Genomic DNA, 16,148 nt, shown 5'->3' with positions numbered 1-16,148 from the left:
CGCGCTTACTTAGCTGCTGATGAAGAACCGTCAGCGTGCCAAGTGAATACACCAAAGTCGAAGCCTTTAAGGTCGCCTTTAGCGTCCCACTGTAGTGGGCCCATAACCGTTTCAACGGTGTTTCCACGTAGGAATTCGGCTACAGCTTCTGGATCATCACCCGCAGCATTTACGCCAGCAACAATACTTTGCATGGCAGCAAAGGCTGTCCATACGAATGGACCAGTAGGATCGTCGCCATTTTTAACTAAAGCATCTACCACTGGTTTGTTGGCAGGATCTAAGTCGTATTTCTTAGGAAGCGTAACCAATAGACCTTCTGAAGCTGCACCAGCAATCGCAGAAATATCTTTGTTACCCACACCTTCCGGCCCCATAAAAGTGGCTTTTAGGCCTTTTTCTGAAGACTGACGAAGAATCAAACCTAGCTCTGGGTGGTAACCACCGTAGTAAACAAAATCTACGTTCTCTTTCTTCAACTTAGCAATTAGTGCTGAGAAGTCTTTATCACCGGCTGTTACACCTTCAAAAGCCACAACTTTAGTGCCAGCAGCTTCTAGCTCATTTTTCACAGAAGTAGCAATACCTTCACCGTATTGTTGCTTATCGTGAATTACCGCTACACGCTCAGGTTTAACCGCATTGATGATATAACGTGCGGCAGTTGGACCTTGGTCGCTGTCTAAACCAATGGTGCGGAAAATAAGTTGGTAATCACGGGTGGTGATGTCTGGGTTGGTAGAAGCAGGGGTAATCATCAATACACCTTCATCTTCATATACGTCAGACGCTGGCTGAGTCGCACCTGAACAAAGGTGACCAATGACGTATTTAACACCATCGTTAATGATTTTGTTGGCCACGGCCACGGCTTGTTTTGGCTCACAAGCATCATCGTAAACCACTGCTTCAATTTGCTTGCCAGTTAAGGCGCCAGCTTGGTTAAGCAGTTCTACAGCAATACCGCCACCAGCAAATTGCATGTCACCGTATTGCGCTACTGGGCCCGTTACTGGGCCAGCAATTGCCACTTTAATTGTGTCTGCCGCTTGTGCGAAAGTAGCAGCGCCGAATAGAGCTAGCGATACCGCTACCCCTGAAGCTGATTTTGTCCATTTAGTCATTGATAACTCCATGTTAGCTTTTTGTTATATTGAGTGTGTTTGCAGAAGTGCCGCATTAAACCATAATGCAGATTTCACCCCATTGGCTGTTGTTTTACCCTAAGTTTGCAGTGTTTCACAAGTCAGCCTTCTGAAGCCGGCTCTATCACATAGGGTTTTAACAACTTATTTGTCTAGACTAAAAACAATACACCGATCACATACAGCAACTTATTCCACACAAGCAAACTTTAAAGCTACAAATAGATCTAAATCCGAAATTTAAGCCTTATTTATCTCAAATATGCTACAGCTCTGCTGAATAACTAAATTTTGATAAGGTTAAATTAATTTTCGCAGGATAAAAATAAAGCAATTTGTGTAAATAGCATAAGATTTAGCTAGTATCACTGGCGGAGTTTTGAAGTTTTACGCTTTTACAGAGAATAAATATGCAGGCTGCTATGCGCCAATTTAGCGCTCGGCAGAAACAGCATTGCTGCTTCTGCCGTTTTTCTTAGGCTTCTAGATCTGCCGGGCTAGTGTTTAAGTGCAAGGTTCGAGTAGGGAAGGCAAATTCGGCGCCGTTGGCCGCAACAATCTGCACAATCTGATTTAATACGTCTTGCTTCACTTCGTGATACTTCACCCAGTTGGTGGTTTTAGTAAAGGTGTAAATGAAGAAGTCGAGTGAGGATGCATTAAAGCTATCAAAGTTCACCATCAGGGTTTGATTGGTATCGATTTCTGGATGATTACGCAGCATATTTTCTACATCAGCCACCACCTTGCTCACCTTGTCAGCATCGTCATAACGTAAACCAATAGTTTCCTTAATTCGGCGATGACTCATGCGGCTAGGGTTTTCTACCGCAATGCTAGAAAAAATTGAGTTAGGCACATACAAAGGGCGTTTGTCGAAGGTGCGAATTTTGGTTACTCGCCAGCCTATGTTTTCAACCGTACCTTCAATGCTGCGATCGGGGGAACGGATCCAATCGCCCACCTTAAAAGGCTTGTCAAAGTAGACCAATAGGGCACCAAAGAAATTAGCCAGTAAGTCTTTAGCAGCCATACCAACAATAAGGCCGCCCATGCCGCCAAAGGCCAATACCCCAGAAATACTAAAGCCAAGAGTTTGAAATACCGCGAGTAAAAATAGAATGATCACTGCTGCGCGGCATAACTTAGCCACTGCCTGCACAGTGGTTTTGTCTTTCCCCACCACGATCAGCTGCTCTTCGGCTCTGCGCACAAAGCGCATCGCCGCCCAAGCAACCATGAATACCACCATCACTTGGCGAATAATGGGAATATAAGGTTTAAAGTCTGAATCCAAGGCATTAGCAAAGGCTACTGCCACTAATGACAACCCCACCACCGCAATCATCCAGTTAATCGGTTTCCAAAGTGAAAACCAAATAGCGTCATCCCAGACAGTTTTAGTTTTCTCGGTTAAACGGCTCATGCGTGAGGCCAAAACACGCCAAACCAAAAAGGCCACTAGCGTAATGCTTAACACTACAAATACATCAAATAACCAATTAGACGTGGCTAGCTGAGCTTGCTCCTGCTCTAACCACTGGGCAAATTCTTCAAACATTAATCCATCTCTTTCTTTGGTAACTAAGCTAGCTTAACTCAACACCTAGTTGCTGTGAGCAAAAATTTATTTAAGCCTTAAAAACAAAACGCGGCCTTAGCCGCGTTGTAAATTATAGCTTGCTAGCCACTTAGGCTGCGATGCCAGAGTGACGCAATAAAGCATCAACTTTTGGCTCACGGCCCCTAAAGGCTTTAAACAATTCCATAGGTTCTTGCGAGCCACCTTTCTCAAGAATATTGCTCAAGAAGTGCAGGCCAGTGTCTGGGTTAAAGATACCTTCATCTTCAAATTTCGAGAAGGCATCGGCAGACAATACTTCGGCCCACTTGTAGCTGTAGTAACCCGCGCTGTAACCGCCAGCAAAAATATGGCTAAAGCTGTTTTGGAAGCGATTAAAGCTAGGTGGCTTAATCACCGAAACTTGAGCACGAACTTCATTAAGCAGATCCAATACACTGCGACCATTGGCTGGCTCGTGGTGTAAACGAAAATCGAATAGTGAAAACTCCAGCTGGCGAACCATGGTCATCGCTGATTGGAAGTTACGCGCCGCTAGCATTTTATCTAACAAGGCTTGTGGCAGTGGCTGGCCAGTTTCGTAATGGCCCGAGATAAAGGCAAGCGCGTCGCTTTGCCAGCACCAGTTTTCTAAAAACTGGCTAGGTAGCTCTACGGCGTCCCAAGCTACACCATTAATCCCCGATACCGCCGCTTCATCAACTTTGGTAAGCATATGGTGAATACCGTGACCAAACTCATGGAACAGAGTAATCACTTCATCGTGAGTAAATAGCGCTGGCTTGTCACCTACCGGTTTATTGAAGTTACAGGTTAAATACGCCACTGGCTTAATCAGCTCACCCTTGGCGTCGATACGGCGGTCTATGCAGCCGTCCATCCAAGCGCCGCCACGTTTGTGTTCGCGAGCATATAAATCTAGATAGAAAGAACCGCGCAGCTCACCGCTTTGGTCGCTAATTTCAAAAAAGCGTACGTCAGAATGCCAAGTATCTACGTTTTGCTTCTCGCTTACCTCAACCTTAAATAGGCGTTTAACCACTTCGAACAAACCGCCTAGTACCTTGTCTTCAGGGAAGTAAGGGCGTAACTGTTCATCAGAAATAGCGTAAGTATGTTGTTTTAGTTTCTCAGAGTAATAGGCCATGTCCCAAGCAGCTAGCTCTGAGACTTGATGTTGTTCTTTGGCAAAGGCTTCTAGCTCGGCTAATTCGAGCTCAGCTTGTGGCTTAGAGCGCTCGGCCAGGTCATTTAAGAAGCCCAATACTTGAGAGGGTGATTCCGCCATTTTAGTGGCTAAAGATTTGTCGGCGTAACTATCAAAACCGAGCAGCTTAGCTAACTCACTACGCAGCTCTAGTTCTTCATCAATAATCACGGTGTTATCGAACTTTTCATCGGTACTTGCTTGTTCCGAGGCGCGGGTGCTAAAAGCGCGGTACATTTCTTCGCGCAGCTCTCGCTTGTCGGCATAAGTCATTACTGGCAGGTAGCTCGGAAATTCTAAAGTCAGCAAGTAGCCATCAAGTTCTTTGGCTTCTGCGGCTTGTTTAGCGGCAGCTAAAGCAGACTCTGGCAGACCGGCGAGGTCATTTACATCGGTAATCTGTTTTTGCCAAGCTAAAGTGGCATCCAATACATTATTAGAAAACTGTGAAGATAGCTCAGACAAGCGCTTCACAATCTCACCATAACGGCTTTGCTGCTCGGCTTCTAAACCAATGCCCGACAATTCAAAGTCCCGTAATGCATCACTAATCGATTTTTGCTGGGCTAGATTATAACTAGCGAAGGCATCGCTACCGGCGAGTTGTTTGTAGGCTTGATACAAACCTTTATGTTGGCCAACAAAAGTGCTGTATTCCGACAACAAGGGCAAACAGGCTTCATAGGCTTCGCGCAACTCTTGGCTATTCACTACCGAGTTACAATGGCTCACCGGTGACCATAGGCGACTAAGGCGATCATTTACTTCATCCAAAGGCAGAATGAAGTTTTGCCAGCTTGGGCTTGAGTGCTTGAGCACATCGTCAATGGTGGTGCGGCATTCCTCAATCACTTGCTCTACAGCAGGCTGCACATGTTCAGGTTTAATTTTGCTAAACGGCGGTAATCCAGGTAAATCAAGTAAAGGGTTACTCATAGGGGATCCTTAAAGATTGAGAAATGTCAGCTATGAATAGCTTAATCTGGGGCTAAAAATTTGTAAATCAACCCACGTTTAGTGATTTGGACAGTTTACATAGCTTTGAATTAGACTATGATTTCCTTAGGGATTATTTTGGTTTCTTGGTTTATCAATAACCTAGACCAACAGGACTCATCGATTAATGGACAATAATAACAATACACCACGAGTTGAAAACTCAGGGCTGTGGCAAAAATTAGCCTTAAACAAAGGTACTAACAGCCTGTCATTACGGATGCTGTCCTACATCCTTATCTGTTCTACCCTGCTTGCCCTTATCATCACTCTCATCCAACTTCGTTACGACTACAAACAAGACGTACAAGTTATTGAAAAAAGCATTGATCAAATTGAAGTGAGCTTTTTGCAGCCAATTGCTGCCAGTTTATGGAACCTTGATGAAGAGCAAGTAGAAGTGCAAATTGAGGGCATTATGAACCTGCCCAATATGCAATATGTGCTAGTGAAAGAGATCCTTGGTTCATCTGAAGTTCCTTTGCTAGCGCGCGGCCGCTCTGCTGATCGTTACGACTTATCCCAAGAATTTGAGCTTATCTATCAAGGTGAAATGGTAGGTAAGCTGTTTGTGGCAGCCTCACTAGAGCAGGTTTATGAGCGCTTGTGGCAAAAAGCTATGCTGATTTTAATCAGCCAAACCGTGAAAACCTTAGTAGTTTCTATTGGTATTTTGTTCATCATTTATTACGTGATTGTGCGCCACCTAAATACCATTGTGGAGTACACCCGCAACCTTGACCTAGATAACTTAGGCGCACCGTTAAAAATTGATACTGGCAATAAAACGCGTAACGATGAGTTAGGAGAACTGGTTAATACCCTTAACCAAATGACCCAGAAGATCGACCACGAATTTGACCAAAAACTCAAAGCCACTGAACAGTTGGCGCATGAGCGCGACTTCTCCGCCACGGTAATCAACGCCAGTAACGCGGTTATTGTTACTCTCGATAATCAACTTAATGTACTCACCGCTAACCCTGCGGGGGTAATGCTCACCGGTTTCCACCAAGAAGAATTAGAAGGACAGAATTGGCTAAGCGTATTCATTGATAATGACATGCGCGAGAAAATTGAAACCGATTTACGCCAACTGCGGGTTATTCAAGACCAAGAGTTAACCCTTACCGACCAAGCCAACAATCAATACACCCTACTATGGACCTTTGTGCCTTTTTACGAGGGCAACCATGTATCACGAATGATCGCCTTTGGTTACGACGTAACCCCTCTCAAACGCGTTGAGAAAGAGATTAAAGAGCTCAACGATGAGCTTGAGCAAAAAGTGCAATCTCGTACCGAGCGGCTAGAAGAAAGTAACCTGCAATTAGCCAGTGCCTTCGACAAGCTTAAAAACGCTCAGCAATCACTGGTTGAAGCAGAAAAAATGGCATCACTGGGTGGCTTAGTGGCTGGCGTTGCCCACGAGATTAATACGCCGATTGGTATTAGTGTAACAGCCGCCTCTTACTTGCAAGAGCAAGGTAACCAATTAGAGAAGAATATTGAGAGCGGAAAACTAAGCCGCAAGTTTATGGAAGAGTTGATTCAAAACCTCAACCAATCTACCGAATTACTGCTTAACAACTTAAGACGTGCATCCGATCTTATCAGCAGCTTCAAACAAGTGGCGGTAGACCAAAGCTCCGAGGCTTGTTACACCTTTAACCTTAACGAAAATGTTAACCAAGTAATCACTTCCTTAGGCCACAAAATTAGACGTTCGGGCTGTGAGATAGTGGTTGATTGTGATGACGACTTAGAGCTTTACAGCTTCCCTGGGAGCTTTACTCAAATCTATTCCAACTTGATTTTAAACTCAGTTAAACACGGCTTTGAAGGCTGGGAAGGTGATAAACGTATCGACATTTCCATTCACCGAGAAGACGACCAATTGCATATCGACTACCGCGACTCGGGACGCGGCGTTGATAACAATATTGCCCAACGTATTTTTGACCCCTTTGTCACCTCAAAACGAGGCCAAGGCGGCAGTGGTTTAGGCACACACATTGTCTACAACCTAGTGGTTCAACTGCTTAAAGGGCACATTGCTTTTGATAGCAAACCTGATGAAGGGGTGCACTTTTCTATCCGCTTGCCTTACCAAGCGCAAAAAGCTGATTAACATCTGTCTTTAGTACAGGCTATACTGCTGCAAGTTTTCGGCCCCTATTTGGAGTACCTTAATGAGAGAATTCGACTACCTATGCATTGGCGCAGGCAGTGGCGGTATCGCCTCGGCAAATCGCGCCTCTATGTACGGACAAAAAGTTGCCTTAGTTGAAGCCCGTCACGTTGGCGGCACCTGTGTAAATGTGGGTTGTGTACCCAAAAAAGCCATGTGGTTCGGCGCTCAAGTTGCAGAAGCCATTCACCGCTACGCTCCAGACTATGGCTTTGATGTTCAGGTAAATAAGTTCGATTGGTCTACGCTAGTGGCAAGCCGCGAAGCCTACATTAAGCGTATCCATGGCTCTTATGACCGCGTGTTAGGCAATAATGGCGTGACCGTTATCAACGGCTTTGCCAAGTTTATCGACGCCAATACTGTTGAAGTAAACGGCGAACAAATCCGCGCAAAACATATTCTTATTGCTACCGGTGGCCGCCCGACGATTCCTAATATTCCTGGCGCCGAGCTAGGCATTGATTCCGACGGTTTCTTTGCTCTGACCGAGCAACCCAAGCGAGTATTGGTGCTAGGTGCTGGTTATATTGCGGTTGAGCTCGCTGGCGTATTGCACTCGCTAGGCAGCGAAACGTATTTAGCCGTTCGCAAGCATGCTCCGCTGCGGAACTTTGATCCTATGCTAAGCGAAACCTTAGTGGAGATAATGGCCGAAGACGGGCCAACATTACATACCAATAGCACTCCTAAAGCCATTGAAAAACAAGCTGATGGCAGCCTAGTTGTTAGCTTTGAAAATGGTAATAGCTTGCAAGTAGATAGTGTAATTTGGGCAATTGGCCGTGAACCCGCCAATGACAAAATTAACCTAGAAGGCATTGGTGTTGAAACCGATGAACGTGGTTACATTAAGGTTGATGAGTACTCAAATACCAACGTTGCTGGCGTTTATGCCGTAGGTGACAACATCGGTAAAGTTGAATTGACTCCTGTTGCAGTAAAAGCCGGCCGTTTATTGTCTGAGCGATTATTTAATGGCCAAACCAACGCAAAAATGGATTATGACTTAATTCCTACCGTAGTATTTAGTCACCCAGCCATTGGCACCATCGGTTTAACCGAGCCAGAAGCTATTGCTCAATACGGTGAAGATAACGTGAAAGTGTATAACTCTAGCTTTGGGGCCATGTACACCGCCGTTACCCAACACCGCCAAGTAACCAAGATGAAACTAATCTGTGCTGGCGAAGAGCAAAAAGTAGTAGGTCTTCACGGCATTGGCTTAGGCATGGATGAGATCTTACAAGGCTTTGGTGTAGCCATGAAAATGGGCGCAACTAAGGCTGATTTTGACGCTTGTGTCGCGATTCACCCCACTAGCGCAGAAGAGTTTGTAACTCTTCGCTAGTACATAAAAGGCTAAGCATTATTATGCTTAGCCTTATTTTTGCCGCTGATTTGTTCTGAACCCTCGCTTTACCCTTCCTATTTACCTTAAATCTTCAGCAATTGTTAACAATAAAACCCTCACACATAGCAAACCGCCAACTACACTAAATAAATAGGTCGATTTCTTTGTAAGGCTTTGAATATATGGACACTGTTTATTCAGTTGGAGAACTGGAATCTTTTCTTGTGGCCCTTACCGTGTTGTTTATTGGGCGCATTATTTGCCACTATGTGGCCATCCTTAAAAAGTACAACATTCCCGAGCCAATTGTGGGCGGCTTAGTGGTAGCCATTGTAATAACCGTACTTAAAATGCGCGGTATTGAGCTTAGTTTTGCGCTGCCCTTGCAAGACACCCTAATGCTAATGTTCTTCGCTACCATTGGCCTTGCTGCCAACTACAAATTACTGATTAAAGGCGGCAGGAAAGTCTTTGTTTTCCTAGCTATTGCTTCACTGTATATCGTGCTACAAAACGGCTTAGGTGTAGTACTAGCTACTTTGCTTGGTTTAGAACCTATGATGGGTTTGTTCGCCGGTTCAATTACGCTCTCAGGCGGGCACGGAACAGGCGCGGCTTGGTCCCAAATCTTTGCCGATGAGTACAATATTCAAACCTTAGAGTTTGCCATGGCCGCCGCCACATTTGGATTAGTGATGGGGGGTATCATTGGCGGGCCGGTAGGACAGCGCTTAATTAACAAAAAAAACCTAGAGTCACCTTTCTCTAAGGGCAAAAGCCACCACAAAACCCACCCTGATTTAGTCACATATAGCCGAAAAGAAGAAGATTTAGTTACCCCAACATCAGTGATCGAAGTGCTATTTTTGTTACTGGTTTGCGTGGTAATGGCCAAGATAGCCAAAGGTTTGGAAACCGAACTTGCCCTCTCTTGGCTGAAAATGCCTGATTTTGTATATGCATTATTTTTTGGGGTGCTGATAGCCAACGCCAGCGAGTTTAGTGGCCGCTATGAAATTAACCACGAATGCGTCGACTTACTTGGTACTCTCTCTTTATCGCTGTTTTTGTCGATGGCTTTAATGAGCTTAAGGCTCTGGGAGATTTTTGATTTAGCCTTACCACTACTCATTATCTTGCTCTGCCAAACCATTATGATTGCGCTGTTTGCTAGCTATGTTAGCTACCGCTTTATGGGAGGAGGTTATGACTCTGCAGTAATTGCTGGCGGGCATTGTGGCTTTGGCTTAGGAGCTACCCCTACGGCGGTGATGAACATGAGTGCGCTAGTGTCTCGCAATGGGCCTTCACCACCGGCGTTTATGGTAGTACCTATTGTCGGCGCTTTCTTCATCGATATCGTGAATCTGATCGTGCTACAAACTTATATTAGCTTTCTTAGCTAATTAATTAGCCCAAAAAACAATACAAAGGAGCTCGATTGAACTCCTTTTTTATTGCTTGGGATATGCTGCTTGCTTTTATTATTCTCATTTAGCACTCCATGCGGTTTGTTAGATGTTCTGTCACATGAGCTTTGCACGCATAAATTGCTCCCACGAAAGGAACTGCATACTGTTCATGAAGTTAGATTTAACGTCATTATTTACAAATCAAACAGTTATATTTGTATAGATATTTGACAAACATTAGATAGATGCATAGTGAGCTTGCTCACAATTTGATGGCCTATCAATGAAAAAGCCGACAAGCACCCAGCTACTAGCCAGGTGCTTATAATCTATTTAAAGCTTGGCTAGGGTTTGCTTTATTGGGAACAATACATCGCAGCCTAATTGCATTGCGCGCTCCGGCGACCAGCCAAAGGCTTCGTCGGGCATGTCGGCATTGTCTTTAAAAGGCATTTCGATGGTGTAAGACAGGGTTTTAAACTGTTCGCCTAACCAAGCCGCTGCAATGGTTAAGTTAGCTTGTCCTGACTCGTCTTTGGCGTAACCATGGGTATCCTGAAAATCAGGAGAAATGGCCATAAACGCCTCTTTAAAGGTGTCTTCGAGCTGTTTGTGGCGCTCATCGTAAGAAGGGATCCCTTCACATCCAGCCACGAAGTTATAGGGTAAGTCTTCATCGCCATGAATATCTAAAAACAAGTCTCCACCTAGATCTAGCATCTTCTCTCTCACAAGAAAGACTTCAGGACTGCGCTCCATAGTAGGATTCTGCCATTCTCGGTTTAGGTTAGCCCCCACAGCGTTGGTTCTTAAATGCCCACGAACCGAACCATCGGGGTTCATATTAGGCACAACATAAAACACGGTGTCTTCTAACAGCTTCATTGCTAGGGGATTGTCTTGGTCCAGCAAATTGCCTAACAAGCCTTCAACAAACCATTCGGCCATGGTTTCACCCGGGTGCTGACGGGCAATCACCCAAACTTTATGTTTAGCGTTCTCAACATCGCCTACACTAAGCAAACTCATATCTCGGCCATCTAAGGTTTGCCCTAAGGTTGTGAGGTTTACCCGATAATCCTGCTGCATGGTATGCAGTAAATCCTGATGGCGCTCATAACTGTAAGGCGCGAAGTAGGCAAAATAAACGCTAGGCTGCTCCAATAGCAAAGAGAAGTGCAGTTGCTCGCCATCAAAGTCGGTATCAATTCTAAACCACTCTTCACGGTCGTAAGAGGCGACAACTTGATAACCTTGCCAGCCTTTAGCGTAGGCAGATTGGCCCGCGTTGAGCAGAGAAAAACGATATTGTTGCTCCAACGGCCCTTCAAAACGAAAGTGAAACCACTGGAAAAACTCCGATTGATTATCGTGTTTTATCTCCAGTTGAATATTTTGAGGATCATTGAGTTCTACAACACGAATATTACCACTATCAAATTTATCGCTGATATACATACTTGCCCTCACAGCAAAGTTAATCGATTTGCTGGCAGTATAGCGCTTAATACGCAACAAAAAAGGAGCATAAAGCTCCTCTTATTAACTCGGCCAGCTAATGGCCTATTCTTCACTCAATTCAACGATTCTAAAGTAACGAACATCTAAGTTTTTATCTAAATTGATGGTGCTTTCCACTGTTAAAGACTCACCTTGCTTTGGAGGCACTTCACCAAAATCAATGGTATGTTGGAACACTTGCTCCCCCGTTTGATCAATTAGCGCCAATGCTAAGGCCTGCTCAACGGGGCCCTCGGCCAATAGCTGATAACTAATCGCTATCTTTTTACCCATATCGTCAGAGGCTTCAAAAAAAGCCGAACGAATATTACTTTGGTCAGTGGCAATAAGGGTATTGAAGGCAAAAATGCGTAGCTCTGGGTGGTTCTCTTTATTCAGTTCAAAGTTGTTACGACGCTCTATCAGCAAAGCTTCTTTGAGCTGACGGTTTTGGTCTTCAACAATCTTGAGCTCGGCCAAACTATCATCATAATCGTTTTTTACTTCATTGTAGGTAGGCAACACCGCCATTAAAGAAAATACCGCACTAAAACTTACAATGCCTAAACCAAGGCTAATCCAGCGGTAGCGGCGAAGGTGTTTGTAGCCTTTTTTATAATGCTTGTGGCGCGCTTTATGATGCTCATAACGTGCTTGTAAGCTGATGCCGGAACGATGACTGGTTGCCGCTTGCTGCTCCACCGGCTGCTGGGCTTCTAACTCAATATCACTAGGTAGTTCACTGCTAGACATTATCTCTTCCCTAAGATTGTCCTTTTACACTGCTAGCTATAAGAAAACAGCGCTTGAATGAATCGATGCTAAAACCATAGCAGCAAGTTGCACAGAATACTGAAAGATTTTTCTATCTGCTTAATAAATGTACTGAAATTGAGCTATATGAACTAATAGTTCGATCACAAAGCGCTACACTTTAACGATTTAGCAAGTACAATGAGCGCCAATTACGCAGTTGAGGTGGGATAAAATGGCTATTCAATGGTATCCAGGGCACATGCACAAGGCCCAAAAACAAATTAAAGAAGTGATGCCTAAAATCGATCTAATCATCGAAGTATTGGATGCGCGTATTCCCTACAGCAGTGAAAACCCAATGGTTGCTAGCCTGCGCGGTGACAAACCTTGTATAAAGGTTCTGAATAAAAGCGACTTAGCCGACCCCAAATCAACCGCCCTGTGGCAAGAGTATTTTGAACAAGAGCAAGGAGTAAAAGCGATTCCTCTTTGCACCATTCAAGGTAACCAAACCCAAGACCTGCTGAAGCTGTGCCGTAGCATGTTGCCTAACAAAGGCGGCGTAGATAAACCTATTCACACCATGATTTGTGGTATTCCTAATGTGGGTAAATCTACCTTAATTAATGCATTAGCCGGCCGCCAAATCGCCAAAACCGGTAACGAGCCTGCGGTTACCAAGGCCCAGCAGCGGATCCGCCTAGAAGGCAATATTATCCTCTCGGATACGCCTGGTATTTTGTGGCCAAAGTTCGACAATGTGGCCAGTGGCTACCGCTTAGCTGCCACCGGTGCAGTTAAAGACACCGCTATGGAATACGATGACGTAGCCGCCTTTGCCTGTGAGTACTTGCTACAAGCCTACCCGGAACAGCTTAAAGCCCGTTATAAACTCGAAGAACTGCCAGAATCTGAAGTTGTATTGATGGAAGAAATTGGCCGTAAGCGCGGCTGCTTAGTGCGTGGTGGACAGGTTGATTATGTTAAAGCGGCCGCTATTATTCTTAATGAGCTTCGTGATGCAACCATTGGTCGTATCACCTTAGAAACGCCTGAAATGGTCGCCATAGAAAAAGTAGAAACCGCTAAAATTGTGGCTGAAAAGGAAGAGCGCAAAAAAATGGTGGAAGAGTTACAAAAAACTAAAAAGCGCCAACGCCGCAGAAAAAACAGTTAGCAACTACCGCGGCTATCATTTTGCAGTACAAACAAAAACACCACGCAATGCGTGGTGTTTTTCATTTAAGCTATCGCTTACTCAATCATGTAAGCAATAGCCGCTTTAATTTCGTCTTCGCTACAGTCGCCACAAGTACCTTTTGCAGGCATTGCGTTAAAGCCCTTCCAAGCATGGTCAAACATCGTTTGATCACCTTGGGCAATGCGTGGTGCCCAAGCTGCACTGTCACCTTTCTTAGGTGCGCCCGCTGCGCCAGTACTGTGACAGGCAGTACAGAAAGTATTATATACCGCGTCGCCATCACGAGGTCCGCTTGAAGCAGCAGGTGCTTTGGCAACTTCTAACTCGCCATCGAGATAAACTTCACCCACTGGCTTAATACGCTCGGCAATCGCCTCATCAGACATATCAGCCGCAAAAGCATTCGGCACAATTGTTAAGCAAATAGATAGTACCAGTGTTTTCCAGTTCAAAAGCTTCACCCTTATCTCTCCTCATCGTGCCTACTGACCGCAGTATTAGGCATCCTTGTCATTATTGGCAAAATTATACCCGCTATTACCTTGAGGTTAAACCATTGTAAAAACGAATATTAGCCAGATGTGTCCGAGTTGTTAGCTAAACGAGTTTAAAGCGGTTTACGCTTGCTTGTTTAGCTTTATGCCCACTAACTGGGATTCTTTAATATGTCACGCCACGGTAATTGTGGATCACCCAAAGAGATAAAGTTAGGGTTTTCTAAGGATTCTCTCTGGTTGTAGCTTAGCTCGCGTAGATGCAAGTCTAACAAGGTACCGCCTGCTTCTTGTAAAATAATTTGCGGTGCTCCGGTATCCCACTCACCAGTGGGACCAACCCTTATGTAGCAATCAGCTGCACCTTCTGCGACCATGCAACTTTTTAAACTGGCACTGCCTAAGGGGTACAACCTGTAATGATAGTTACAGTTTAATATTGCCTGTAACAAAGCTGGACGCTGAACGCGGCTCGTCGCTACTCGAATATGCTCCGGCTTATCAGGATAATGGCGACTTTTTATTGAGGTACGTGTACCATTTTGCTCTTTAAAGGCGCCCTGACCTTTTACCGCAGCATACAAGATTTGCACAATGGGGCCATACACCACGCCAAGCACTGGTTGGTTGTTTTGGACTAAGGCAATCTCGGTAGCAAAGTCGCCACTACCAGAAACAAACTCTTGAGTACCATCAAGCGGGTCAACTAACCAATAACATTGCCAAGCCTCTCTGTCCGCTAAGCTAATATCGGCTTGTTCTTCAGATAAAATCGGGATCTCTGGGGTAAGCTTGCTAAGTGCGTCCATAATGTAATGATGCGCAGCATAATCCGCCGAGGTTACCGGCGTAGCATCATCTTTTACTTCGCTAACAAAATCACCTTCCTCATAGATTTTACGAATAATTTCGCCAGCACCACGAGCAATTTCAATCACCTCTGACAACACACTAGCAGGGTCTATCATCCTATATACTTCTCACCTTGTTCTGTTTTAACCATTTCTCAAGGAGTAACAATGACGCAACACTACGCGCTTCAGAAAAGGCCGGATTTGCGTACAAATTATCTATCTCATCAAGTGGCAGCTTTATCACTTCTAAGGGTTCTGGCTCATCGCCTTGTAACACACTAGGCTGCAAACCCTGCGCTACAAACACCGACATATGACTAGAGAAATAGCCCGGTGCTACCGATAACTCGGTAAGTAGTTGCAAATCTTGTGCTTTAAATCCCACTTCTTCTTGTAATTCGCGGTTAGCGGCATCAATAGCAGCTTCCCCACGATCGACCAAGCCTTTTACAAAGCCTAGTTCATAACGCTCTGTTCCGGCGGCATATTCGCTAATAAGCAACAGTTCATTTTGATGGGTAATCGGCAATACCATTACCGCCCCCTGACCTGATCCTACCAAGCGTTCATATATCCGTCGCTCGCCGTTGCTAAACTCGAGGTGTAACTCTTCAATTTTGAAGAAGCGACTTTCGGCAGCAATGGCGCTGTCTAATAATCGAGGCGGATGATGCTTGCTCATCTATCTTCCTGCTATCATTAACTTAATGTCATTGTTACATTGCTGTTAGAAGCACTCAAGGATTAGCGACTAAGAATGTTTGACTGGACTAAAATCGATACCGTTTTATTGGATATGGATGGCACTTTATTAGATCTGCATTACGATAATTACTTTTGGATGCACTATCTGCCTATCTCCTTCGCCCACCAAAATAACCTGAGTTTAGATGAGGCGCGCGAGCGTTTGTTCGCCGACTACGAAACCGTATCCGGCACGCTAGATTGGTATTGCTTCGATTATTGGAGCAATAAAACCAATATTGATATTCGAAACTTGAAAACAGAAGTTGAGCACAAGATTCAATGGCGAGACGACGTAAAACCCTTTTTAGAAGCGCTCGCTACAGCGGGGAAAAACCGGGTATTGCTAACCAACTGTCACCCCGACGGGCTGACTACCAAAATTAAAGTAACCGGCCTAGACCAATACCTTGATACACTGTTTAGTGCCCACCAATTTGGTTTCCCCAAAGAAGATCCTAAGCTTTGGCAAGCCTTAATAGAGCACCATCCCTTTGACCCAGAACGTACTTTGTTTATTGACGACAACGAAACCGTGCTCGAACAAGCCAACAAGTTTGGCATTAAATACCTGTTGGGGATCAATAATCCTGATTCAAAACAGGCCAGTAAAGAATTTACCCACTTCCCGTCTATTGATGACTACCATCACTTTACTAAAGAGCTATTAGGCTAGCAGGATTAAGCAAACAAAAAAGCTAGCTCTAAGAGC

The 16,148-nt window shown here is 44.7% G+C and carries 13 protein-coding genes; 5 read left to right on the top strand and 8 right to left on the bottom strand.

Annotated elements, in window-relative coordinates; genetic code table 11:
- Nucleotides 1–5: 5 nt before the first annotated feature.
- The 3 genes from K5609_RS01780 to prlC all read right to left on the bottom strand — a co-directional run bounded on the left by K5609_RS01780 (nucleotide 6) and on the right by prlC (nucleotide 4,870).
- Nucleotides 6–1,124 carry a branched-chain amino acid ABC transporter substrate-binding protein gene (locus K5609_RS01780; protein ID WP_221075720.1) on the bottom strand — a complete coding sequence of 373 codons (1,119 nt, stop codon included), beginning with the start codon at nucleotides 1,122–1,124 and terminating at the stop codon, nucleotides 6–8.
- Between the two features lie 496 nt (nucleotides 1,125–1,620).
- Nucleotides 1,621–2,706 carry a mechanosensitive ion channel family protein gene (locus K5609_RS01775; protein WP_221075719.1) on the bottom strand — a complete coding sequence of 362 codons (1,086 nt, stop codon included), beginning with the start codon at nucleotides 2,704–2,706 and terminating at the stop codon, nucleotides 1,621–1,623.
- A gap of 130 nt (nucleotides 2,707–2,836) precedes the next feature.
- Nucleotides 2,837–4,870, bottom strand: a complete 2,034-nt coding sequence (gene prlC, locus K5609_RS01770) for an oligopeptidase A (RefSeq protein ID WP_221075718.1) — start codon at nucleotides 4,868–4,870, stop codon at nucleotides 2,837–2,839.
- A 187-nt stretch (nucleotides 4,871–5,057) separates the two neighbouring features.
- Here prlC and K5609_RS01765 point away from each other — a divergent pair, with 187 nt between their 5' ends.
- The 3 genes from K5609_RS01765 to gltS all read left to right on the top strand — a co-directional run bounded on the left by K5609_RS01765 (nucleotide 5,058) and on the right by gltS (nucleotide 9,881).
- Nucleotides 5,058–7,061, top strand: a complete 2,004-nt coding sequence (locus tag K5609_RS01765; protein WP_221075717.1) for an ATP-binding protein — start codon at nucleotides 5,058–5,060, stop codon at nucleotides 7,059–7,061.
- A 61-nt stretch (nucleotides 7,062–7,122) separates the two neighbouring features.
- Nucleotides 7,123–8,472: a glutathione-disulfide reductase gene (gorA, locus tag K5609_RS01760; protein ID WP_221075716.1), complete on the top strand. Its 1,350-nt coding sequence runs from the start codon at nucleotides 7,123–7,125 to the stop codon at nucleotides 8,470–8,472.
- A 185-nt stretch (nucleotides 8,473–8,657) separates the two neighbouring features.
- Complete coding sequence (gene gltS, locus K5609_RS01755; RefSeq protein WP_221075715.1) at nucleotides 8,658–9,881, top strand: sodium/glutamate symporter; 1,224 nt, start codon at nucleotides 8,658–8,660, stop codon at nucleotides 9,879–9,881.
- Between the two features lie 339 nt (nucleotides 9,882–10,220).
- Here the strand turns inward: gltS and K5609_RS01750 are convergent, their stop codons facing one another.
- Both K5609_RS01750 and K5609_RS01745 read right to left on the bottom strand, forming a co-directional pair.
- The gene (locus K5609_RS01750; RefSeq protein ID WP_221075714.1) at nucleotides 10,221–11,345 is read right to left on the bottom strand and encodes a M14 family metallopeptidase; all 1,125 of its coding nucleotides are present in this window, start codon (nucleotides 11,343–11,345) and stop codon (nucleotides 10,221–10,223) included.
- Between the two features lie 105 nt (nucleotides 11,346–11,450).
- Nucleotides 11,451–12,140: a hypothetical protein gene (locus K5609_RS01745; RefSeq protein ID WP_221075713.1), complete on the bottom strand. Its 690-nt coding sequence runs from the start codon at nucleotides 12,138–12,140 to the stop codon at nucleotides 11,451–11,453.
- Between the two features lie 235 nt (nucleotides 12,141–12,375).
- On the opposite strand from K5609_RS01745, the gene ylqF reads away from it, so the two are divergent.
- Nucleotides 12,376–13,320 carry a ribosome biogenesis GTPase YlqF gene (ylqF, locus tag K5609_RS01740; RefSeq protein ID WP_221075712.1) on the top strand — a complete coding sequence of 315 codons (945 nt, stop codon included), beginning with the start codon at nucleotides 12,376–12,378 and terminating at the stop codon, nucleotides 13,318–13,320.
- Nucleotides 13,321–13,397: 77 nt separating this feature from the next.
- On the opposite strand, the gene K5609_RS01735 is transcribed toward ylqF, so the two are convergent.
- From K5609_RS01735 to nudE, 3 genes are all read right to left on the bottom strand, one after another.
- Nucleotides 13,398–13,805 carry a c-type cytochrome gene (locus K5609_RS01735; RefSeq protein ID WP_221075711.1) on the bottom strand — a complete coding sequence of 136 codons (408 nt, stop codon included), beginning with the start codon at nucleotides 13,803–13,805 and terminating at the stop codon, nucleotides 13,398–13,400.
- A gap of 185 nt (nucleotides 13,806–13,990) precedes the next feature.
- Nucleotides 13,991–14,806 carry a 3'(2'),5'-bisphosphate nucleotidase CysQ gene (cysQ, locus tag K5609_RS01730; protein ID WP_425514831.1) on the bottom strand — a complete coding sequence of 272 codons (816 nt, stop codon included), beginning with the start codon at nucleotides 14,804–14,806 and terminating at the stop codon, nucleotides 13,991–13,993.
- A gap of 1 nt (nucleotide 14,807) precedes the next feature.
- Nucleotides 14,808–15,374: an ADP compounds hydrolase NudE gene (gene nudE / locus K5609_RS01725; protein ID WP_221075710.1), complete on the bottom strand. Its 567-nt coding sequence runs from the start codon at nucleotides 15,372–15,374 to the stop codon at nucleotides 14,808–14,810.
- Nucleotides 15,375–15,449: 75 nt separating this feature from the next.
- Between nudE and yrfG the strand changes: the two genes are divergently transcribed.
- Complete coding sequence (yrfG, locus tag K5609_RS01720) at nucleotides 15,450–16,112, top strand: GMP/IMP nucleotidase (protein ID WP_221075709.1); 663 nt, start codon at nucleotides 15,450–15,452, stop codon at nucleotides 16,110–16,112.
- The last annotated feature ends 36 nt before the right edge of the window (nucleotides 16,113–16,148 follow it).

It is taken from the genome of Agarivorans aestuarii, from assembly GCF_019670125.1.
GTDB classification, from domain to species: domain Bacteria; phylum Pseudomonadota; class Gammaproteobacteria; order Enterobacterales; family Celerinatantimonadaceae; genus Agarivorans; species Agarivorans aestuarii.
This window is presented reverse-complemented; position numbering and strand designations above follow the sequence as displayed.